This window comes from Curtobacterium sp. NPDC086286 (assembly GCF_044746255.1).
GTDB lineage: Bacteria > Actinomycetota > Actinomycetes > Actinomycetales > Microbacteriaceae > Curtobacterium.
Genome location: NZ_JBIVBW010000004.1, coordinates 291,293 through 309,023, shown reverse-complemented (window position 1 = coordinate 309,023; position 17,731 = coordinate 291,293). Strand labels below are relative to the sequence as shown.

19 protein-coding genes are annotated in these 17,731 nt (G+C 68.8%); 8 read left to right on the top strand and 11 right to left on the bottom strand.

Going from position 1 to position 17,731, the window contains the following annotated elements:
• The first annotated feature begins 23 nt into the window (after positions 1–23).
• Positions 24–716 carry an SDR family NAD(P)-dependent oxidoreductase gene (locus ACIPKM_RS09665; protein ID WP_309887424.1) on the top strand — a complete coding sequence of 231 codons (693 nt, stop codon included), beginning with the start codon at positions 24–26 and terminating at the stop codon, positions 714–716.
• 119 nt (positions 717–835) lie between these two features.
• On the opposite strand, the gene ACIPKM_RS09660 is transcribed toward ACIPKM_RS09665, so the two are convergent.
• Positions 836–1,441, bottom strand: coding sequence for a TetR/AcrR family transcriptional regulator (locus ACIPKM_RS09660; RefSeq protein ID WP_309887426.1), 606 nt, complete (start codon positions 1,439–1,441; stop codon positions 836–838).
• Between the two features lie 82 nt (positions 1,442–1,523).
• On the opposite strand from ACIPKM_RS09660, the gene ACIPKM_RS09655 reads away from it, so the two are divergent.
• The 3 genes from ACIPKM_RS09655 to ACIPKM_RS09645 all read left to right on the top strand — a co-directional run bounded on the left by ACIPKM_RS09655 (position 1,524) and on the right by ACIPKM_RS09645 (position 4,244).
• Positions 1,524–3,008 (top strand): FAD-dependent monooxygenase, encoded by a 1,485-nt coding sequence (locus tag ACIPKM_RS09655; protein ID WP_402736649.1) that lies wholly within the window; start codon positions 1,524–1,526, stop codon positions 3,006–3,008.
• A complete protein-coding gene (locus ACIPKM_RS09650) occupies positions 3,005–3,886 on the top strand; it encodes an alpha/beta hydrolase (RefSeq protein ID WP_309887430.1) in 882 nt (293 codons plus the stop codon). Before ACIPKM_RS09655 ends, ACIPKM_RS09650 begins: the two co-directional genes overlap by 4 nt.
• A gap of 94 nt (positions 3,887–3,980) precedes the next feature.
• On the top strand, positions 3,981–4,244 hold the full coding sequence (locus ACIPKM_RS09645; RefSeq protein WP_402736648.1) for a hypothetical protein: 264 nt from the start codon (positions 3,981–3,983) through the stop codon (positions 4,242–4,244).
• Positions 4,245–4,330: 86 nt separating this feature from the next.
• Here the strand turns inward: ACIPKM_RS09645 and ACIPKM_RS09640 are convergent, their stop codons facing one another.
• On the bottom strand, positions 4,331–4,675 hold the full coding sequence (locus tag ACIPKM_RS09640) for an Lsr2 family protein (protein ID WP_309887661.1): 345 nt from the start codon (positions 4,673–4,675) through the stop codon (positions 4,331–4,333).
• A 132-nt stretch (positions 4,676–4,807) separates the two neighbouring features.
• On the opposite strand from ACIPKM_RS09640, the gene ACIPKM_RS09635 reads away from it, so the two are divergent.
• Positions 4,808–5,869: a YhcG family protein gene (locus tag ACIPKM_RS09635; RefSeq protein WP_402736647.1), complete on the top strand. Its 1,062-nt coding sequence runs from the start codon at positions 4,808–4,810 to the stop codon at positions 5,867–5,869.
• 16 nt (positions 5,870–5,885) lie between these two features.
• Here the strand turns inward: ACIPKM_RS09635 and ACIPKM_RS09630 are convergent, their stop codons facing one another.
• From ACIPKM_RS09630 to ACIPKM_RS09620, 3 genes are all read right to left on the bottom strand, one after another.
• Complete coding sequence (locus ACIPKM_RS09630; RefSeq protein ID WP_309887434.1) at positions 5,886–6,809, bottom strand: oxidoreductase; 924 nt, start codon at positions 6,807–6,809, stop codon at positions 5,886–5,888.
• Positions 6,806–7,357, bottom strand: a complete 552-nt coding sequence (locus tag ACIPKM_RS09625) for a VanZ family protein (RefSeq protein ID WP_309887436.1) — start codon at positions 7,355–7,357, stop codon at positions 6,806–6,808. The genes ACIPKM_RS09630 and ACIPKM_RS09625 overlap by 4 nt, the downstream gene beginning before the upstream one ends.
• A gap of 104 nt (positions 7,358–7,461) precedes the next feature.
• Positions 7,462–8,310, bottom strand: coding sequence for an NAD(P)H-binding protein (locus ACIPKM_RS09620; protein WP_309887438.1), 849 nt, complete (start codon positions 8,308–8,310; stop codon positions 7,462–7,464).
• 78 nt (positions 8,311–8,388) lie between these two features.
• Here ACIPKM_RS09620 and ACIPKM_RS09615 point away from each other — a divergent pair, with 78 nt between their 5' ends.
• Positions 8,389–9,063, top strand: coding sequence for a helix-turn-helix domain-containing protein (locus ACIPKM_RS09615; protein WP_309887440.1), 675 nt, complete (start codon positions 8,389–8,391; stop codon positions 9,061–9,063).
• 171 nt (positions 9,064–9,234) lie between these two features.
• Here the strand turns inward: ACIPKM_RS09615 and ACIPKM_RS09610 are convergent, their stop codons facing one another.
• Positions 9,235–9,900: a TetR/AcrR family transcriptional regulator gene (locus ACIPKM_RS09610; protein ID WP_309887442.1), complete on the bottom strand. Its 666-nt coding sequence runs from the start codon at positions 9,898–9,900 to the stop codon at positions 9,235–9,237.
• Between the two features lie 100 nt (positions 9,901–10,000).
• On the opposite strand from ACIPKM_RS09610, the gene ACIPKM_RS09605 reads away from it, so the two are divergent.
• Both ACIPKM_RS09605 and ACIPKM_RS09600 read left to right on the top strand, forming a co-directional pair.
• Positions 10,001–11,968 carry a primary-amine oxidase gene (locus ACIPKM_RS09605; RefSeq protein ID WP_402736646.1) on the top strand — a complete coding sequence of 656 codons (1,968 nt, stop codon included), beginning with the start codon at positions 10,001–10,003 and terminating at the stop codon, positions 11,966–11,968.
• Positions 11,968–12,489, top strand: a complete 522-nt coding sequence (locus tag ACIPKM_RS09600) for a hypothetical protein (protein WP_309887447.1) — start codon at positions 11,968–11,970, stop codon at positions 12,487–12,489. Before ACIPKM_RS09605 ends, ACIPKM_RS09600 begins: the two co-directional genes overlap by 1 nt.
• A 72-nt stretch (positions 12,490–12,561) precedes the next feature.
• Here ACIPKM_RS09600 and ACIPKM_RS09595 read toward each other — a convergent pair whose 3' ends face one another.
• The 5 genes from ACIPKM_RS09595 to ACIPKM_RS09575 are packed head-to-tail and all read right to left on the bottom strand — an operon-like array spanning position 12,562 to position 17,721.
• Positions 12,562–14,202, bottom strand: a complete 1,641-nt coding sequence (locus ACIPKM_RS09595) for an amidohydrolase (protein WP_402736645.1) — start codon at positions 14,200–14,202, stop codon at positions 12,562–12,564.
• Positions 14,203–14,224: 22 nt separating this feature from the next.
• Positions 14,225–15,295 carry an amidohydrolase gene (locus ACIPKM_RS09590; protein WP_309887451.1) on the bottom strand — a complete coding sequence of 357 codons (1,071 nt, stop codon included), beginning with the start codon at positions 15,293–15,295 and terminating at the stop codon, positions 14,225–14,227.
• A 58-nt stretch (positions 15,296–15,353) separates the two neighbouring features.
• The gene (locus ACIPKM_RS09585) at positions 15,354–16,028 is read right to left on the bottom strand and encodes a DUF1028 domain-containing protein (RefSeq protein WP_402736644.1); all 675 of its coding nucleotides are present in this window, start codon (positions 16,026–16,028) and stop codon (positions 15,354–15,356) included.
• The gene (locus ACIPKM_RS09580; RefSeq protein WP_309887455.1) at positions 16,025–16,435 is read right to left on the bottom strand and encodes a RidA family protein; all 411 of its coding nucleotides are present in this window, start codon (positions 16,433–16,435) and stop codon (positions 16,025–16,027) included. The genes ACIPKM_RS09585 and ACIPKM_RS09580 overlap by 4 nt, the downstream gene beginning before the upstream one ends.
• Positions 16,432–17,721 (bottom strand): NAD(P)/FAD-dependent oxidoreductase, encoded by a 1,290-nt coding sequence (locus ACIPKM_RS09575; RefSeq protein ID WP_309887457.1) that lies wholly within the window; start codon positions 17,719–17,721, stop codon positions 16,432–16,434. Before ACIPKM_RS09575 ends, ACIPKM_RS09580 begins: the two co-directional genes overlap by 4 nt.
• Positions 17,722–17,731 lie beyond the last annotated feature (10 nt).

The following is a 17,731-nucleotide window of genomic DNA, read 5'->3' as shown; positions in this document are numbered from 1 at the left end:
TGACACCGATCGAAGGAGCAAGCATGAACTACTACAGCGATCACCGTGTCCTCGTGACCGGCGCCAATCGCGGCCTCGGGGCAGCGTTCGCGAGCGCGCTCGTAGAGCTCGGAGCGTCGAAGGTCTATGCAGCCGCTCGCAATCCGCGGGCACCTCAACCGGCGGGCGTCACCCCGGTGCGTCTCGATGTCACCGACCGTGGCCAGGTCGTGACACTCGCCCGAGAGCTCTCGGATGTGACCATGGTGATCAACAACGCGGGTATTCATCGGCGGGCGACGCTGTTCGATGACGACGCGATCGAGGTCGTCGACTCCATGCTGCGGACAAACCTGCTCGGCATGCTCGCCGTGACTGCCGCCTTCACCCCAGCTTTGATCGCGCACGGGAGCGGCGTCATCGCCAACGTCCTGTCGGCCGGTTCCTGGCTCGCCGGTCCGGGCAACATGGCGTACGCGGTCTCGAAAGCGGCAGCGCTGTCGCTGACCAACAACACGCGAGCCGAACTGGCGTCGCAGCGCGTGCAGGTGACCGCGATCCACGCAGGATTCATCGACACCGACATGATGGCCGACTTCCCCGGCGCGAAGCTCGACCCCCGTTCGGTTGCCGACGCAGCACTGGCCGCCATCGCCGCTGGCGAGCAAGAGATCCTCGTCGACGAGATGTCTCGAGCAGCGAAAGCCGCGTCGATCGCGCCCGTACCCCGATTCTGACGGTTCGCTCACCCCTCCCAAGGCGCCGGCTAGGCAGTCCAGCTCAAACGAAGGCGACAACGCTTCGGTCGTTCATCCGCTCTTGCGGCGCGCATCGAGACAGATCGTATCTGTGCAGCTCAGTGCGGGCGGTGGTGCTCGATCGCCGGCATGAAGCAGTCGTCGACGATTGCTTGGACCCGCGCGGCACTTGGGGGTGCAAGGTTCATCAGCAGGTCCAGTCGGACGAGAGCAAACGGCATCTCGAGCACGATGTCCGGGGTAGCTCGGAGATCGATCTCACCGCGATCCGACGCACGCTGGTAGAGCGGTCGATCGCGCCCCGATCGGTGCGGACCCATGAGGCGGTCACGCACCTCGCTCGGGGTCCTCACTCCGGCGACGGTGAGTCCCGCGTACGCCGCGGCCATCGTGATTGCGTAAAACTCAGCCCGCGCGGATGCTGCCGCGGTGAGCTCGGCCACGAGGTCGCCGCGGAGCGAGCCGGTGTCCTCGACCGAAACCGGGTGCGTCACCCGACGGTGCTCGATCGCAGCGACGACCAGGGCATCCTTGTTAGGCCATCGGCGGTAAAGGACCGGTTCGCTCGTCCGTGCACGGCGAGCGATGGTGTCCATCGTCAACCGCCCGTACCCGACCTCCACGAGCTCAACCCAAGCTGCCTCGAGGATCGCATCGACGAGCTCCGTACCCCGACGGCGCTTGCCCGGGTTCGCTTCAACCATTCGGCCAGTTTAGAAAGCTTTGACTTCCTTCTCAAAGGCGTACTACGTTTATTAGATAGCTTTTACTATCTCTGGAGTTCCTATGGGTGAAGTAACGACCGCGGTGCTCATCGTCGGTGCCGGGCCGACCGGTCTGACGCTCGCGTGCCAACTCGCACGCTGCGGCGTGCTCTTCGAGATCATCGAGGCGTCCCCGGGGCCGCACGCCGGATCGAGGGGCAAGGGCTTGCAACCTCGATCGTTGGAGGTCCTCGAGGATCTCGGGGTTGTGGAGGCGGTCCTCTCGGACGCCCAGGTCATGCCGATGCTCGCGATCGCACCGGACGGTTCGACGAGTCGCGTCGACGAGGTTCCGCAATCGCTGCTCGGCCGATCCGACATCCCCTACCCAGCGAGCGTGATCACGCCGGAGTGGCGTGTCGAAGGAGCTTTGCGCGACCTGCTCGGGGGACTCGGACACACGGTGCGTTTCGGGACGACGTTCGACTCGTGCGCCGAGCAGAGCGACGGCATCATCGCGACGGTCTCCAGCGGGGGAGGCACCGGAACTATCCGGGCGCGTTGGCTCATCGGCTGTGACGGCGGACACAGCGTGATTCGGAAGCAGTCCGGTATCGCCTTCGTCGGGGAGACCCGCGACGACGTCCGCATGCTGGTGGCGGACGTGAGGGTCGACGGGCTTGATCGTGGCTCCTGGTACATGTGGCGGTCAGAGGGAGAGATGGCCTCGCTGTGTCCGCTGCCGTCGACGGACCTTTTCCAGTTCCAGGCCGGCATCGAGCCCGGCGTCGAACCGGACCTCAGTGTCCAGAACCTCCAAGCCGTCCTCGACCGTGTATCCGGCCGCGGCGATGTACGAATTGTCGATGCTCCCTGGACGTCGGTATGGCTGGCGAACACACGGCTGGCAGAGCGCTACCGCCACGGTAGGGTCTTCCTTGCTGGGGACGCTGCACACATCCACCCGCCGGCTGGTGGTCAGGGAATGAACACTGGGATCCAGGATGCAACGAACCTCGGCTGGAAGCTCACGGCGGTCGAAGCCGGTGCCAGCGCGAACCTGCTCGCAACGTACGAAGCGGAGCGCCGGCCGGTCGCGGAACGTGTGCTGTCGATGTCCAACCGTCGGATGAATGCCGTGATCCGCGACAAAGCCCTGCCCGCCAGCCGGGACAGCAGCACGATCCAGCTCGACATCTCCTACCGCGATTCCCCACTCGCTCGCGACGACCGGAACGGGCAGGGGGTCCTTCGCGCCGGGGATCGTGCCCCCGACGCGACTGGACTCACCGCGAGGGACGGTTCCGTGCATCGGCTGTTCGAACTCACGGCGGGTGGGACCTGGACGCTCTTGCCCTTCGGCGGCGCACCTTTGGGGGCCGTCGACGGCGTCACCGTGATCGATGTGGACGACAGCGACGGGTCCCTCGCTGCGGCATACGGCGCGACGGACGGCACGCTCGTGCTCATCCGCCCGGACGGCTATGTCGCGCTCATCTCCGACGCCGGTGAGATGGGCGCGGTCGGCGCCTACCTCGACGACCTCCGCGCAGGGATCCTGGCGTGAGCCGCTCCCCCGAAACGGTCTCCACGGCGCTTGGACCCGTCGAGATCGAAGAACACGGCGAGGGCGTGCCAGTGTTGGTCCTCCACGGCAGTCCCGGCGGGGTGGACGGCGCACGGATGATGGGCAGGTTCCTGCCCGCGGAACGCTTCCGGACCATCGCTCTGTCCCGGCCGGGGTACCTCAACACGCCGCTGCCCCCTGATGGCACATCGATCGATCATGAAGCTGACCTCCTCGCGGCCGTGCTCGATGCCCTCGCCATTGATCGCGCCGGAGTGTTCGCGTGGTCGGGTGGGGGGCCCTCCGCCTACCGTCTCGCCGTCCGACACCCCAATCGCGTAACGTGTCTCGTCCAGGTCGCGGCCGTCAGTGGCCGGTGGACCGCTCCGCAATACTCGCCGTCCGATGCGTTCCTCTTCGGAACCAGGGTTGGCAACTGGATGGTTCGCCTCCTCAGCCGCCTCGCCCCCGCGCAGATCGTCGGTGGGGCCCTTGCCGGTGAGGGCTCTGTCCGAGGTGATGACCTCCAGGCGCTCACCAGGAGCGTCATGGCGGCCCCGGACCAGCGGCGTGCGGTCTTGGAGGTAGCACGCACCATGAGTTGGAGCGGACCGCGTCGAGCCGGATGGGACAACGACGTCGCCAACTACAGGGCGATCGATTCCCTCGAGCTCGACCGCATCTGGTGCCCAGTGCTCCTCATTCACGGCGACGCCGACACCGACGCCATCCCGCAATACAGCCTCGACGCACACAACACGATCCCTGACAGCACCCTCGTTGTGATGAAAGACGGCACACACCTCGCCTTCTACGCACACCCCAATGCCCCGCAGGTGCAACGACGAGCCCGGCAGTGGTTCGCTGATCACGCCTGAGGGGGTTAATCGGCCTGATGCCCGCCGACGTCCTAGCCTCGGCCACCCTGGTCGGGCCGCGGGGCCTGACCAGTGGTTTACTCAGGAGCAGATCTTGCACCAAGAAGCTGTCGTCGCAGCAGTAGCTCCGGGAATAATCGCTGACGCGCTCGAGCAAGAACTTAAATTCAGCAAGAACAGTGGCCTGACATTCAAACGCGGCAAGGCAGACGGGCCGGCCGAGCCGGACCCGTTGGTGGAGCCCGACGACATGGCCATGGTTGCTCCGCCGTGCCACCCCTGGGAGCCGGTCAAGGTACCCGAAGATGCTTCCATGCCGATTCACTGCGTCCTCTGCGGACAAGCTTTCACCGTTTGATGGACTGACATAAGAGCGCCCTATCGGCACGAACTAGAACAGCCGACCACCCGCGGGTGATCGGCCGTTCTGTGCCGGGAGCTCTGTCAGTGTGCGGCGTCGTAGGCGTCTCGTACGGCCTGGCTGATGCGTCCGCGACTGGACACCTCGTGGCCGTTCGCGTTCGCCCATTCGCGGATCCTCGCGAGATCCTCCGAGTTGCCGCGCTTCGGACCGTTGCCGGCGCTGGTACGACCGGAGCGGCCACTGACCTTTCGGGCTGCTGCGACGTAGTCGGACAACGCTTCGCGGAGTGCGTCGGCGTTGTCGTCGGTGAGGTCGATTTCATAGTGGGTGCCGTCGAATCCGAAGGCGACGGTGCGGCCCTTGCCTTCTTCGATGGTGTCGCCGGTGAGGTCGTCGACGAGGTGCGTAGTGACTTTCTGCGCCATAAGGAGGCCGCCTTTCGCTCTGGGGATCAGATCCACCCTGGCATAGCAGATCCCGGAGAGCGCTTTGTTGCTCCTTCTTCCCGCATGGTGGTCGGGTTCTTCCCGCATGGTGGTCGGGCAGACTGAGTAGTGATGTCTGACTCGTCGCCAGCCGTATCCGGGTATGCCGCCGCTCTTACCGAACTGAAGCAGCAGGTTCGCGCCGCCCGGTTCACCGCGCAGCGCCGCGTGAACACGGAGCTCGTCCGTCTCTACTGGGGGATCGGCGCGATCATCCTGCAGCGCCAGGGTGATGAGGGGTGGGGCAGTAACGTCATCGGTCGTCTCGCGACGGATCTGCGTGCAGAGTTTCCGGAGATGAAAGGGTTCTCCCGCGCGAACCTGTTCTACATGCGCCGATTCGCGGGGGAGTGGACGGCGGACGCAGTTGTCCAACAGGCTGTTGGACAACTCCCGTGGGGACACATCACGGTCCTGCTTGACCGGCTCGATGACCACAAGCTCCGCGACTGGTACGCCGGCCAGGCGGCTGCACACGGTTGGTCGCGAAACGTGCTCGAGCACCAGATCCGCTCCGCAGCGCACACGAGGCTGCAGGCGGCGCCGACGAACTTCGCCGACGTCTTCCCACCGGGGGAGTCAGATCTGGCGCAGCAGATCACGAAGGACCCGTACGTGCTGGACTTCCTCGCCCTCGACGGGGACGCAAAGGAACGCCACCTCGAGCAGGCCCTCGTGGACCGCATAATTGACACCCTCCGCGAGCTCGGGGAGGGGTTCGCGTTCGTTGGCCGGCAGGTGAACTTCGATGTTGACGGCGACGAATTCTACGTCGACCTGCTGTTCTTCCACGTCGAGCAACTCCGTTACGTGGTGATCGAACTCAAGACGGGGAAGTTCAAGCCCGAATACCTCGGCCAGCTCGGCTTCTACGTGGCCCTCGTCGATGACAAACTCCGCCGGCCCCAGCACGCCGACACCGTCGGGCTGCTCCTCGTCGCGGACAAGAACGACGCTGTGGTGCGGTACTCACTTGCCGGGCAGCAGACACCAATCGGCGTCGCCAGCTACGACCTCCTGCCACCGTCCGTGCAAGCGGCGCTCCCGACGGAAGCGGAACTGTCGCAAGCGCTTCGCGGGTCCGCTGAGGACGCTAGTTTCGGATCCAGCAACCCGTCCGAGGACGAGGGATAGCAGGGCGTGCAGGGTGCTACCCGGGGCCGTCACTCGCAGCTGCGAGGAGGGGCACGATCACGTCGCTGATGGGCGTGGGCACTCCGAGTGCTCGCCCCTTTCGCTGGACTACGCCGTTGCGGACGTCCCACTCGAGGGGCCGGCCGGCCTCGCGGTCGGTGAGGATGGAGGTGCCGTGGTCCTCCGGGGCCGTGCGGAAGCCGGCCAGGATCTGGTCGGGGACGTCGTCGGCGAGCTCGGCGCCGTCGGCTCGCGCGACCTCGAGCCCCTCGCGCAGGTACCGGAGTGCGAGGACCTGGACGTCCGGCCGTCGGAAGACGCCGGAGCGGCGCGTCATGAGCGCCATCAGCCCGGCGGCTGCGTTCTGCAGGAGCTTCCGCCAGGCGACGGTGGAGAAGTCCGCGACCAGCTCGACCGAACAGCGGTCCCCGTCCAGCAGGTTCGCGACGAGCTCGGCCGCGGGGCCCGCAGGCAGGGTCAGCCGGGCCGGACCGAGCAGTCGCACCGAGTCGTCCTCCTCGCGGACGGCAGGGAACCAGACGACCGCGGGCAGGACCGTGCTCGTGGGGACGAACGGCCGGACCGAGTCGGCCTGCTCGATCCCGTTCTGCAGCACGCACACGATGGTCTCCGGCGTGCAGAGCGCCCGCAACCACTCGCGTGCCTCGGCCGTCTGGGTCGCCTTGACCGCGAGGAACACCACGTCGACCGGGGCGACGACCGACGACGTGTCGGTCAGCACCGGCCCGGGGACCATGACGGGTCCGTCCCCACCGACGAACCGGAGTTCCGCACGCGCGGAGCGACCCGCGAGCACCGGCGTCGACCCACGGGCGTGGAGCACGGCCGCGATCGTCGTCCCGATCGCGCCCGGGCCGATGACGGCGACGCGGGGACGGGCGGCAGCGGACCCGCCACCGCTCGGCGACGTGGGCGTCACGCCGTCACCTCGCGGTGCCACCGGAACCGTTCGACGACGCGAGCGAGAGCCGGTCGTTGCATCGCCAGCGCGTACACCGCAGAGCCGACCGCACCCCCGAGGACGTTCGAGGCCAGGTCGTTGACGTCGGCGATGTGCCCGCCGTGCGCGAACCGCGCCGTGAGGAACTGCGTCACCTCGACGGCAGCGCTGATCCCCGCCGTGACGGCGATCGTGCGTGCCCAGGTCGGCCGCGCGAGCATCAGCGAGACGAGGATCCCCAGCGGCACGAACACCAGTGCGTTGGTCACCGCGTCGCCGACCTCGTACCCGACGACCGGCACCAGGTTGAGCGGGAGCGGATCGGGACCGTCGGAGCGCGGCCACGCCAGGAAGATCGGGAACACCGTGTTCGCGGCGACACCGCCGGAGTAGAGGGCCGCTGCTGCCGCGACGGCGCCCCGTGCCGGTGTGAGCCGTCCGCGACGGTGGAGCCCCCAGAGCAGGAGCGCGAACAGGACGACGGCCATCGGGACGACCGCCGGGAGCATCGGGACCCTGCCGAACATCGACTCGTGCCTCCTGGGCTGTGGGGAAGAAGGGGTCGCAGCCACCGCTGAGCGTACCGTCGAGAGCACGGGTCACGCGGCGTCGGGTCAGGACGAGGACGACGTCAGCGCGCGGCCGCGGTGAAGAGTCGGGCGTGGTCCACGACCCACTGGCGGAAGGTCCGTGGCGACCGTCCGGTGATCGCCCGGTACTCGTCGGAGACCGCCGGTGTCGTCCCGACCGCTCTCCGCCAGTCCGCGATGATCTGTTCGACCCACACGGCGGGCACGTGCTCGGACAGCATCGCAGACGCCTCGGCCTCCGTCTGCTCGAGGACCCGGACGGGTCGTCCGACGACGTCCGCGATGATCGCGACCTGCTGTCGGAGCGTGAGCCGCTCCGGGCCGGTCAGCACCGGTGCACGACCGAGCAGGGCATCACCGGTCAGTGCCGCCACGGCGACGTCGGCGATGTCCTGCTCGTGGACGGGGACCTGCACGGCGTCCGGATGGGGCAGCGGCACGAGACCGTCGCGCTGGACCCCCCAGCTCCACCGGGCCGCGTTGCTCGCGAACCCGCCGGGACGCAGGAACGTGTACTCGAGGCCCGCCCCGGCGACCGCACGCTCCACCCGGAGGAAGCGGGCGCCGTTGAAGTCGGTCTCGGCGCCGGGGAACGTCACCGCGGACGACGACAGCAGCACCACGTGGCGGACCCCGGCAGCGGCGATCGTCGCCACGAGTCCCTCCGGCTCGTCGACGTCCGCGTAGAGGAACAGTCGCTCGACCCCGTCCAGTGGGGCACGGAAGGACTCCGGATCCCGCAGATCAGCCGCCACGGCGGACACCTGCGACGGCAACTGCAACCGCTCGGGCCTCCTGCTCGCGGCGCGGACGTCGACCCCCTGACCCACGAGTCCCTCCACGACCGCGCCACCGACGGCTCCACTCGCGCCGACCACCAGAACCGACATCTCGCCTCCTTAACGAACAACGTTCGCGAACAGTGTTCGTCACAAACCCTGCTCGTGTCAAGTGGTAACGTCCTCGGCATGCCAGCCGCACGCGAGCCCGTGTCCCGGCGGGCACGGCCGGCGAAGTCCCCGCTCTCGCGTCGTTCCATCGTCCTCGCGACGGCACGGCTCATCCGCGAGCGAGGAGTCGACGCGGTCTCGCTCCGTGACGTCGCGCAGCAGGTGGAGACCGGCGCAGCGTCGCTCTACGCGTACTTCGCGAACCGCGACGTCCTCCTCGAGCACGTGCTGGACGAGGTTTACGGCGAGGTCGTCCTCGTCGACGCCGTCGACGACGACTGGCGGAGCGCGCTCGCGGCCACGATCGTCAACACCATCGAGGCCCTCGCCGACCATCCGGGGCTCGGCGCGGTGGCGCTCGGCTCGATCCCGACCCTGCCCGGAGCGCTCCGCCTCGCCGACCACGAGCTCGCACTCATGGGCCGCGGTGGCGTCCCGGAGTCACGGGCTGCCCTCGCGATCGACCTGATCTCGCAGTTCGTGGCCGCGACCGCCACCGAACGGACACTCCGCGGTGCGCCCGGCGACGTGCAGGACCGGGACAGCGTCGAACAGGCCTACCGCTCGATGGACCCCGAGCGCTTCCCCCGCGTGGCGCACGCCGCCCGCGCACTCGTCGGTCCCTCTGAGCACGACCGGCGCGACTTCGCGATCGGGGTCATCATCGCCGGCCTCGGGTCGTCGCCCGGCTGAGCTGCCCCTGGTTGTCGGCAGTCAGCTGCGGTTCTCTCGCTCGCCCCAGCCACTTGGTCGGCTACGCAAAGGCAGGTGCATAAGAAATCGACAATCTGACATAAGAGCCAGCCATCGGCTCGTGCCGTGAAAGCCATGCGCCAAGCGCCTGCGTTCTCTCGCGGAGAGAGCTCAGTGGAACGTAGGCGGCTGAGCCACGGCATTTGAGCACCATCTGATGAGTTCGTGAGCAGTCTCGGAGCGGAGGGGTTGCGTCAACCAGGGAGCCACGGCCATCGCGAAGACCGCGCGCACGTCCGCTGCAGATCCCGAACCGGTGTCCGCGGCCAGGATGACCTGCTCGCCGGCGTACACCGAGTCGACCTGACGGACGAGTGCCCGTATCGGCGTCGACGGCTGCAGGTCCCCGGCGTCGACGGCCTGTTCGAGGGCAGTCCGAGTCAGTTCGGTGAACTCCCGCACCCGGCCGAGTGCTCTGCGCTCCTGTGCGTCGGGCGTGACCTGCCCCCAGAACGCCACGACGACCCGTGCTTCGGTACGGGTGACGTCGTCGACGGGCAGGATTTCCTCGGCGATCGCGACGAGGGCGGCGAGGCCGCTGCGGTGGTGCAGCCGAGTCGCGATGCGGTCGAGGGTCCGCTGCACGCCCCGGCGAGCCGCGGCCTCGGCGATCTGCTCCACTGAGTCGAAGTAGTGCCAGATGGTGCCAGGCACGACACCGAGTGCCTGCGCCACCGTCCGGCCGTTCGTGCCCGAGACGCCCCGTTCCCCGAGCACGTGGAGGTACGCCTCGACGATCTCCTCGCGGCGGCGGTCGTGATCGACGATCTTCGGCATCGCACCATCCTGTCGCACCCGCCGCGCCGCCCGAAACACCGACGAAATGATTTTGACTCTAAAGTCAACGAAAGAAGTCCGCCACAAGCCTGGAGGCCCAGTGACGACACCAGCAGCGCCGGAGACCGGCCGGCACCCCACCGCTCCCTTGACGGCAGCCGAGATCGACCGAGCACGATCGGTGCTGCACCAGGGCGGCCTCGCCTCCGCGACGACACGATTCGCGTACGTCATGCTCCGTGAGCCGGCCAAGCGGGACGTGCTCGACGTCGCTCGTCACGCGAGCCTGCACCGCCACGTCGAGGCGTTGCTCCTCGACATCTCGACCGGGGCGCTCCGAGAGACCGTCACCGACGTGACCGACGGAGTCGTCGTGCTCAACCGAGAGATCGACTCCCGCGTCGAGGGCACGGCACCGGTGCTCGACGAAGAGTTCCAGTTGGTCGACGACCTGGTCAAGGCAGACGAGCGCTGGGTCGAGGCAATGACCCGTCGCGGCGTCACCGACGTCACGCAGGTCCGCACCTGTGCCTTGAGCGCCGGGGTCTTCGGCTACGACGGCGAGGTCGGTCGACGGGTCCTCCGGGTGCTCGCGTTCCTGCAGCTCGACGATGCAGACCTGCCCTGGGCGCACCCCATCGACGGTGTCGTGGCGCACGTCGACGTGATCAGCGGCACGGTGCTGCGGGTCGTCGAGACCGGGTTCGAGCACATCCCGATGGAGTCGGGCGACTACCTCGACCCCGCGGTCAGCGGGCCGACGCGGGCGACGCTCAAGCCCATCGCCATCACTCAGCCCGAGGGCGTGAGCTTCACGCTCGACGGCAACCGGCTGCAGTGGGAGAACTGGGATCTCCGCGTCGGGTTCAACGGACGCGAAGGGCTGACGTTGCACGAGATCGGCTTCCGCGACCACGGTGAACTGCGCCCCGTCATCTACCGCGCCTCGATCTCCGAGATGGTCGTGAACTACGCCGACCCGACGCCCACGCACGGCTGGCAGAACTACTTCGACGCGGGGGAGTACCAGTTCGGCCGCACTGCGAACTCGCTCGAGCTCGGCTGCGACTGCGTCGGCGACATCACCTACCTCGACGCCGTGGTCGCCGATGACTTCGGTCGCCCGAGGACAATCAAGAACGCCGTGTGCATCCACGAGGAGGACTACGGCATCCTCTGGAAGCACACCGACGAGTTCACCCACACGTCGGAGTCCCGCCGGCAGCGGCGACTCGTCGTGTCGTTCTTCACGACGGTCGGCAACTACGACTACGGCTTCTACTTCTACTTCTACCTGGACGGCACGTTCGAGGTTGAGGCGAAGGCAACCGGGATCGTGTTCACGGGTGGGCACGATGGCAGCGACTACCCGTACGCGACGCAGCTCGCGCCCGGTCTGGGCGCCCCGGTCCACCAGCACCTGTTCTGTGCGCGCCTGGACATGATGGTGGACGGTGAGCGCAATGCGGTCGACGAGCTCGACGTGGCGCGCGTCCCGATGGACGACTCGAACCCGTGGGGCAACGCGATTGGGCGCTCCCGCACCCGTCTGCGGCGTGAAGCCGATGCGCAGCGCGATGCCGACGGCACCGTCGGACGGGTCTGGAGCATCAGCAGCGTTGACCGGAAGAACCGGGTAGGCGAGCCGACGAGCTACGTGCTCTACCCCGAAGGCAACGCGGCGCTGCTCAACCACATCGACGCTCCGGCGCGCAAGCGGGCCGGTTTCGCCGCACACCATCTCTGGGTGACGCGTTACCAGCCTGACGAGCTGTGGGCAGCCGGCTACACGGTGAACCAGCACCCTGGTGGTGCCGGCCTCCCCTCGTATGCGGCCGCGGACCGGGAGGTCGACGGTGAGGACGTCGTGGTCTGGCACACCTTCGGGCTCACGCACTTCCCGCGGCTCGAGGACTGGCCGATCATGCCCGTCGACCACACCGGCTTCGTCATGAAGCCGCACGGCTTCTTCGACAGGAACCCGACGCTCGACGTCCCGGTCGTGTCTGCCGAATCGTGCCGTGCAGACGGAGGTCACGTCTGCGGTGCGGGGTGCGGCTGCGCGTGATGACGATGACCGCGATCGACGCCTCGGGGCTGATCTCGTCGGCCTTGTCCGCCTGCTGCGTCGTCGGAACCCGTCCGGCCCGCCGAAGCCTGGTCGCTGCGGGGGTGATGCTGGCAGCCATGGTCGCCGTGTCGTCGCCGCTCGGACAGGACATGCGGGTCGTGCTCCTGGTCGCGGTGGCATTGCTGGCGAGTGCGCCGGTCGCGCTCGGTGCTCGGCGTGGAGCCGTGCACCCAATGGGGCTGCACCGGGGGATCAGCGCCGTGGTCATGGCCGGCGCTGTGCTCATCGGCGGCGATCACGTCGGCACGATGACCGGTCACGTCCACACCAGCGCGACCGAGGCGGTCGTCGTCGTCGCCGTCGTCGGCTACGTCGCGCTGAGTGCGGTCGTGACCGTCGCCGTCATCCAGGAGGCACGGTCAGGCCGGTCCTGCACCGGACATCCGAGGCGTCTCGCGTTCGGACTCGGCGAGGTCGTCGCGATGACTGCCGCGGTCTTCTCCATGGTCGCGATGTGAATCGCGGGCGACAGGACGACGAGGAGGGCGGCGCCCTCTTCGTCGTCCTGTCGCTGCGGACGGTGCGTCCGCTCACAGCCGACGGGACACCGTCCGACCATCCGCCAGGGTCTCGACGACCTGCACGGAGTCGAGCCCGTGCCCGTTCGAGACGTCGCGGTCGAGCAGGACGAGGTCGGCTGCGAAGCCCGGAGCGATCCGTCCCGTGACCTCGTCGAGATGACCGACCCAGGCGGCCGTGCCGGTGAACGCGTCCAGCGCGACGGCGAAGGGGAGCGCTTCGTCCGCCAGGAGTGGTTTGACCAGCGCGGGTCCTGTCGCGTGGGGGTCGGACGCCGGGGCGAGGCGGGTCGTCCCGGTGTGCATCGCCCAGAAGGGGTTCGGATCGGAGACGGGCCAGTCACTACCCGCAGCGATCCGGGCGCCGGCGCGGTGCAGGCTGCCGTAGGGGAAGTGGTGTTGCGCGCGCTCGTCGCCGATGAGCGGGAGCTTGCGCTCGACGATCTCGGTGTCCGTCCGTCCCCACAGCAGCTGCGCGTTCACCGTCACGCCGAGTGCGGCGAACCGCGTGGTGTCCGCCGGGTCGACGACGTCGAGGTGAGTGATCTGGTGACGCCCGTCCGCCGCGCCGTTCGTCCCGCGAGCGGACTCGATCGCATCGAGCCCCTCCCGGACGGCGCGGTCGCCGACGGCGTGAATGTGCACCTGGAATCCCTCGGCGTCGAGCGCCGTGACGATCCGGTTGAGTTCCTCGGGTTCGATGAACGAGTCCCCTCGGTGGTCCGGGTGCGTGGTGTACGGCTCCAGCATCGCTGCCGTGCGGTTCTCGATCATGCCGTCCTGCATGATCTTGACCGTGTTCGCGCGGATGTGTTCAGTGGACGCGGCCCGGTCTCGTCGGTCGCGGAGCTCCTCGAGCTGCTCCAGCCCTCGGTGACGGTCCCACCACTGGCAGAGGACGACCTTGGCGGTCAGCTCCCCGCGTCGTTCGAGTGCCATGTAGGCATCGAAGGTGTCGGGTCCGAGCTCGCTCTTGCCGACGGCGGCGTCGTGCCAAGTCGTGATGCCGGCGCTGTGCAGGTGCGTCTGGGCCGCGAGGATCGCGGCCTCGAGGTGGTCGTCGGGTTGTTCGGGGCGGATCCCGTTGATGGCGGCGGTCGCGGTGTCGAGGAGCACTCCGGTGAGCACACCGTCGGCGGTCCGGACGAAGCGCCCCCCGGAGGGGTCCACGATGTCCTCGGGGATCCCGGCGGCTTCGATCGCGCGACTGTTGACCCAGGCGCCGTGGCCGTCGTGACCGGTGAGGATCACGGGCCGGTCGGGCACGATCTCGTCGAGGGCCCACCGCGTCGGGAACCCGCCGTCGTAGCAGTCCCCGTACCATCCGGAGCCGACGAGGACGGGTTCGTCAGGATGGGCGGCTGCGTACTCGCGGATGATCCGGGCGTAGGCGTCGGCGTCGTGGACAGGGCTGAGGTCGATGCCGAGCAAGGCTGCGCCGGCGAACGGGGGGTGGACGTGCGTGTCGTGCACGCCGGGGATGACCGAAGCGCCCCCCGCATTGCGGACCTCGACGTCCGGGGATGCTCGAGCGTCGAGGTCGTCTCGATCACCGACGGCAGCGATGATCCCGTCCCGGACGAGGACCGAGGTTCGTTGCCACACGCCGTCCCCGAGGTAGGCGTTCGCATCGTTGATGATCAGGTCGGGCATCGGGTCCTCCGGCGATCGGGGGTCAGTGGGTGAAGTGGTCGACGGCAGTCCAAGCGAGCGCCGTCGCGGCGTCGAGGACCAGGCGTTCGGCACTCGGGCCGACGCACGCCGCGGCGAACTCGGGCTGGTGGTTCGACGCGCCGCGTGCCTCCAGTCCGACGTAGGGGTGGATGGACGGGACCCGCTGGGAGACGTTGCCCATGTCGGTCGATGCGCGGTTCATCCGTGATGCGGTGTCGCCACTGGTGAACCGGCGACCGAGTGCCGTCGCGTTGGCGACGTAGGCCTCGAGGGCCGCGTCGGCGGTCCGGAACTCCGAGTAGGGCTTGCTCTCGGGTGTCACGGTGAGTGCTGCTCCCGTGGCGAGGGCGCCCGCTTCGAAGCACCGCAGCACGCGCTCCTCGACCTCGAGCAGGTCGGCGAGGGTCTCCGCCCGGACGTACCAGCGCCCCTCGGTACGGTCGGGGATGGCGTTCGGGGCCGCACCGCCCACGGTCTGGATGCCGTGCACACGCGTGCCCTGGGTGAGCTGTTGGCGGAGCAGGCCGATGGCGACCTGCGCCACCACGAAGGCGTCGTTGGCGTTTACTCCCTGGTCTGGGTAGGCCCCGGCGTGCGCGCTCACCCCGTCGTACGCGATGTGCGAGTGGGTGACGGCGAAGGGGCGCGCCTCGGCGACGTCGACGGGGGCGGGGTGCGCCATCATCGCCAGGTCGATGTCGTCGAAGGCGCCTCGGTCGAGCATCTCGATTTTGCCGCCGCCTCCCTCTTCTGCGGGGGTGCCGTAGAGCTCGACGGTGAGGTCGAGCTCGTCGGCGACCCGGGCGAGGGCGACCGCGGCACCGACCGAGGACGCTGCGATGAGGTTATGGCCGCACGCGTGACCGAGGCCGGGCAGCGCGTCGTACTCCGCGACGAACGCGACGCGACGACTCCCGGAACCCGCCGTGGCGTGCACGGCGGTCTCGAGCCCGAACGCGCCGACCGTCGCCGTGAACCCGGCGTCGTCGACCGCACCAGCGACCCAGGCGGCAGCGCGGTGCTCTTCCCAGGCCACCTCCGGGTGTGCGTGGATGCGGTCAGCGAGTGCCACGAGCTTTCCGTGACCGCGAGCCGTGGTCTCGCGGAGTTCACGTTTTGCCCGCTCCACGTCAGCGGCCGTCACCGGGGACTCCGTACCCGGTGGAGCGGGCAGGGTCCTCAGCGCGGACGACGTAATCGTCCCGCTGCGGGAGCCACACCGCGAGGAGCGCACGGAGGTCGGTGAGCGGGTCGTCGCTCCAGTCGACCCGGAGGTCCGTGGTGCGCCATCCGTGTCCGCTCACCACGCTGAGCCCAGCGCTGTGCACGGGGCCTGCCTCGCCGCCCGCGGCCACAGCGGCAGCGAACGCCGCGAGGAGCCGCTCCTCGACGGAACCGGTCGCCCGAGCCCACTCCTCGACCATGCGCTCGGGGACGTCCGGGCTCGCGAGCATGTTCCCCGCGGCCGCGGCGGCGACGCCCTCATGCGATGCGACGATACCGAGCGCGTGCTCACCCGAGTGGACGGCGGTGCGACCGAGAGCGTCGACGGCGACGAGCTGCCGGAACTGCGCTGTTGCGTCCGTCGCGACGATGCGGTCGACGGCGTGCAGGGCCGACGAGCCGCCCTCCATGACGTCGAGCAGTCGGCGGCCGAGCCGCGGGTCCGTAATGTTCTGCGAGTGCACGGCACCGACGCAGTCACGCAGGTGCACGCACCGGGCGGCGACGGCGGGGGACGACGAGCAGATGACCGATCCAAACGCACCGGTGGCGGGATCGCGGACGGCGAGCGAAAACGTCACGGCAGAACCGCGGTGGCGTCGATCTCGACGAGCCACTCGGGACGGGCGAGCGAGTGGACGACGATGCCGGTGGACACCGGGAAGACGCCCTGCAACCACTTGCCTATGGTCCGGTACACCGTCTCCCGGTAGCGGACGTCGACGAGGTAGACGGTGACTTTCACTATGTGCTCGAGCGATCCGCCGGCCTCCCGGACGAGCATGTCGATGTTCGCCATCGCCTGCTCGGTCTGCGCCTCGACGTCGCCGACCCCCACCGAGTCTCGGGTGTCGAGGTCCTGTCCGATCTGGCCCCGGATGTAGACGACCCCGTTCGCGACGACTGCCTGGCAAAGGTCGTTGTCGAGGTTCTGCTCCGGGTACGTGTCCTTCGTGTTGAACGGACGGATGCGGGTGTGGACGGTCAACGTTCTGCTCCGGTCCCCGCGACGGCGGGCTCGAGGTGGACGAGGGACGAGTGGGCCGCGTACGCGCGCTGGATGTCGATGTGGTCCGCGAGGTACCCCGCATCGTGCCAGACGCCCCAGATGAAGCTGGATCCCCGGCGGGACTGCCAGGGGAGCCCGAGGAAGTAGATCCCGGGTTCGGTCGAGACCCCGCGCTGGTGTCGGGGCCTGCCGTCGTCGTCGGTGGCGTCGGCGGGCAACCAGCCGTAGTCGGACGAGTACCCGGTCGCCCACACGATCGAGGTCACACCTGCGGCGACGAGGTCGAGTTCGAGGAGCGGGTGCTCCGCCGCATCCGGCAGCGGGCCGAGGACGTGCGCCCCGGGCTCCTCGGGCAGGTCGATACCGTTGCGAGCGACGTACGCGTCGGCCTCGGCCAGGAGTGATAGGTGGTTCTCGTCACCCCGAGTGATGTTTTCGCGGAGGTCCGGCGCGAACCGCACGACGCCGCCCTCGTAGGTCCGGGTCCGGCCGACGAGGGTGATGCCGCTCGCCGCCAGGTCGCGGAAGTCGACGGTGTGGCCGCCGCCGGCGCCGCTCACGGCGATGGTCACGTGTTCTGCGCCGGACGGAGGCGTGGCCGCCTCCCACTTATCGAGGACACCGAGCCACCAGACGAAGTCGCGCCCACGGTAGGCGCGCGGTGGCCGGTCGTGCGGCCCGACCGACAGCAGGACGTCGCGGCCGGCGGCTCGCAACTCGGCTGCGATCTGCACGCCGGACGAGCCGGCGCCGACCACCAGCACCGCTCCGGCCGGCAGCTGCGCCGGGTTGCGGTACGCGTTCGAGTGCAGCTGCTCGACGGGCGCCGTGGCGGGGACGACCGGTGGGACGACCGGAGTCTGGAACGCGCCGGTCGCCGCCACGACGTAGCGGGCGTCGTACGCACCGTCGGACGTCTCCACCCGGTAGCCGGGACGCCCGACGAGCTTGCGTACCGAGTGGACCTCGACGCCGCACCGGACGGGCAGTGCGAACCGCTCGACGTACCGGTCGAAGTAGTCGGCGACCTCGTCCTTCGTGGCGAACCCGTCCGGGTCGATGTCGAACTCCATACCCGGGAAGCGGTCGTGCCAGGCCGGCCCGTTGGCGACGAGGGAGTCCCAGCGTCCAGTCCGCCAGCGCTCGGCGACTCGGCTCCGCTCGAGGACCACGTGGGGCACTCCTCGTTTCGTCAGGTGCTCGCTCATCGCCACGCCGGCCTGGCCGGCGCCGACCACGACGACCTCGGTTGCTCGGTCGGACATGTCCACCTCC

Coding starts and splice junctions, on each gene's coding strand:
- ACIPKM_RS09595 (WP_402736645.1), bottom strand. CDS start 14,202: ATGCCCGACCTGATCATCAACGATGCGAACGCCTACCTCGGGGACGGC.
- ACIPKM_RS09655 (WP_402736649.1), top strand. CDS start 1,524: ATGGGTGAAGTAACGACCGCGGTGCTCATCGTCGGTGCCGGGCCGACC.
- ACIPKM_RS09665 (WP_309887424.1), top strand. CDS start 24: ATGAACTACTACAGCGATCACCGTGTCCTCGTGACCGGCGCCAATCGC.
- ACIPKM_RS09600 (WP_309887447.1), top strand. CDS start 11,968: ATGACGATGACCGCGATCGACGCCTCGGGGCTGATCTCGTCGGCCTTG.
- ACIPKM_RS09575 (WP_309887457.1), bottom strand. CDS start 17,721: ATGTCCGACCGAGCAACCGAGGTCGTCGTGGTCGGCGCCGGCCAGGCC.
- ACIPKM_RS09615 (WP_309887440.1), top strand. CDS start 8,389: ATGCCAGCCGCACGCGAGCCCGTGTCCCGGCGGGCACGGCCGGCGAAG.
- ACIPKM_RS09610 (WP_309887442.1), bottom strand. CDS start 9,900: ATGCCGAAGATCGTCGATCACGACCGCCGCCGCGAGGAGATCGTCGAG.
- ACIPKM_RS09660 (WP_309887426.1), bottom strand. CDS start 1,441: ATGGTTGAAGCGAACCCGGGCAAGCGCCGTCGGGGTACGGAGCTCGTC.
- ACIPKM_RS09620 (WP_309887438.1), bottom strand. CDS start 8,310: ATGTCGGTTCTGGTGGTCGGCGCGAGTGGAGCCGTCGGTGGCGCGGTC.
- ACIPKM_RS09640 (WP_309887661.1), bottom strand. CDS start 4,675: ATGGCGCAGAAAGTCACTACGCACCTCGTCGACGACCTCACCGGCGAC.
- ACIPKM_RS09635 (WP_402736647.1), top strand. CDS start 4,808: ATGTCTGACTCGTCGCCAGCCGTATCCGGGTATGCCGCCGCTCTTACC.
- ACIPKM_RS09625 (WP_309887436.1), bottom strand. CDS start 7,357: ATGTTCGGCAGGGTCCCGATGCTCCCGGCGGTCGTCCCGATGGCCGTC.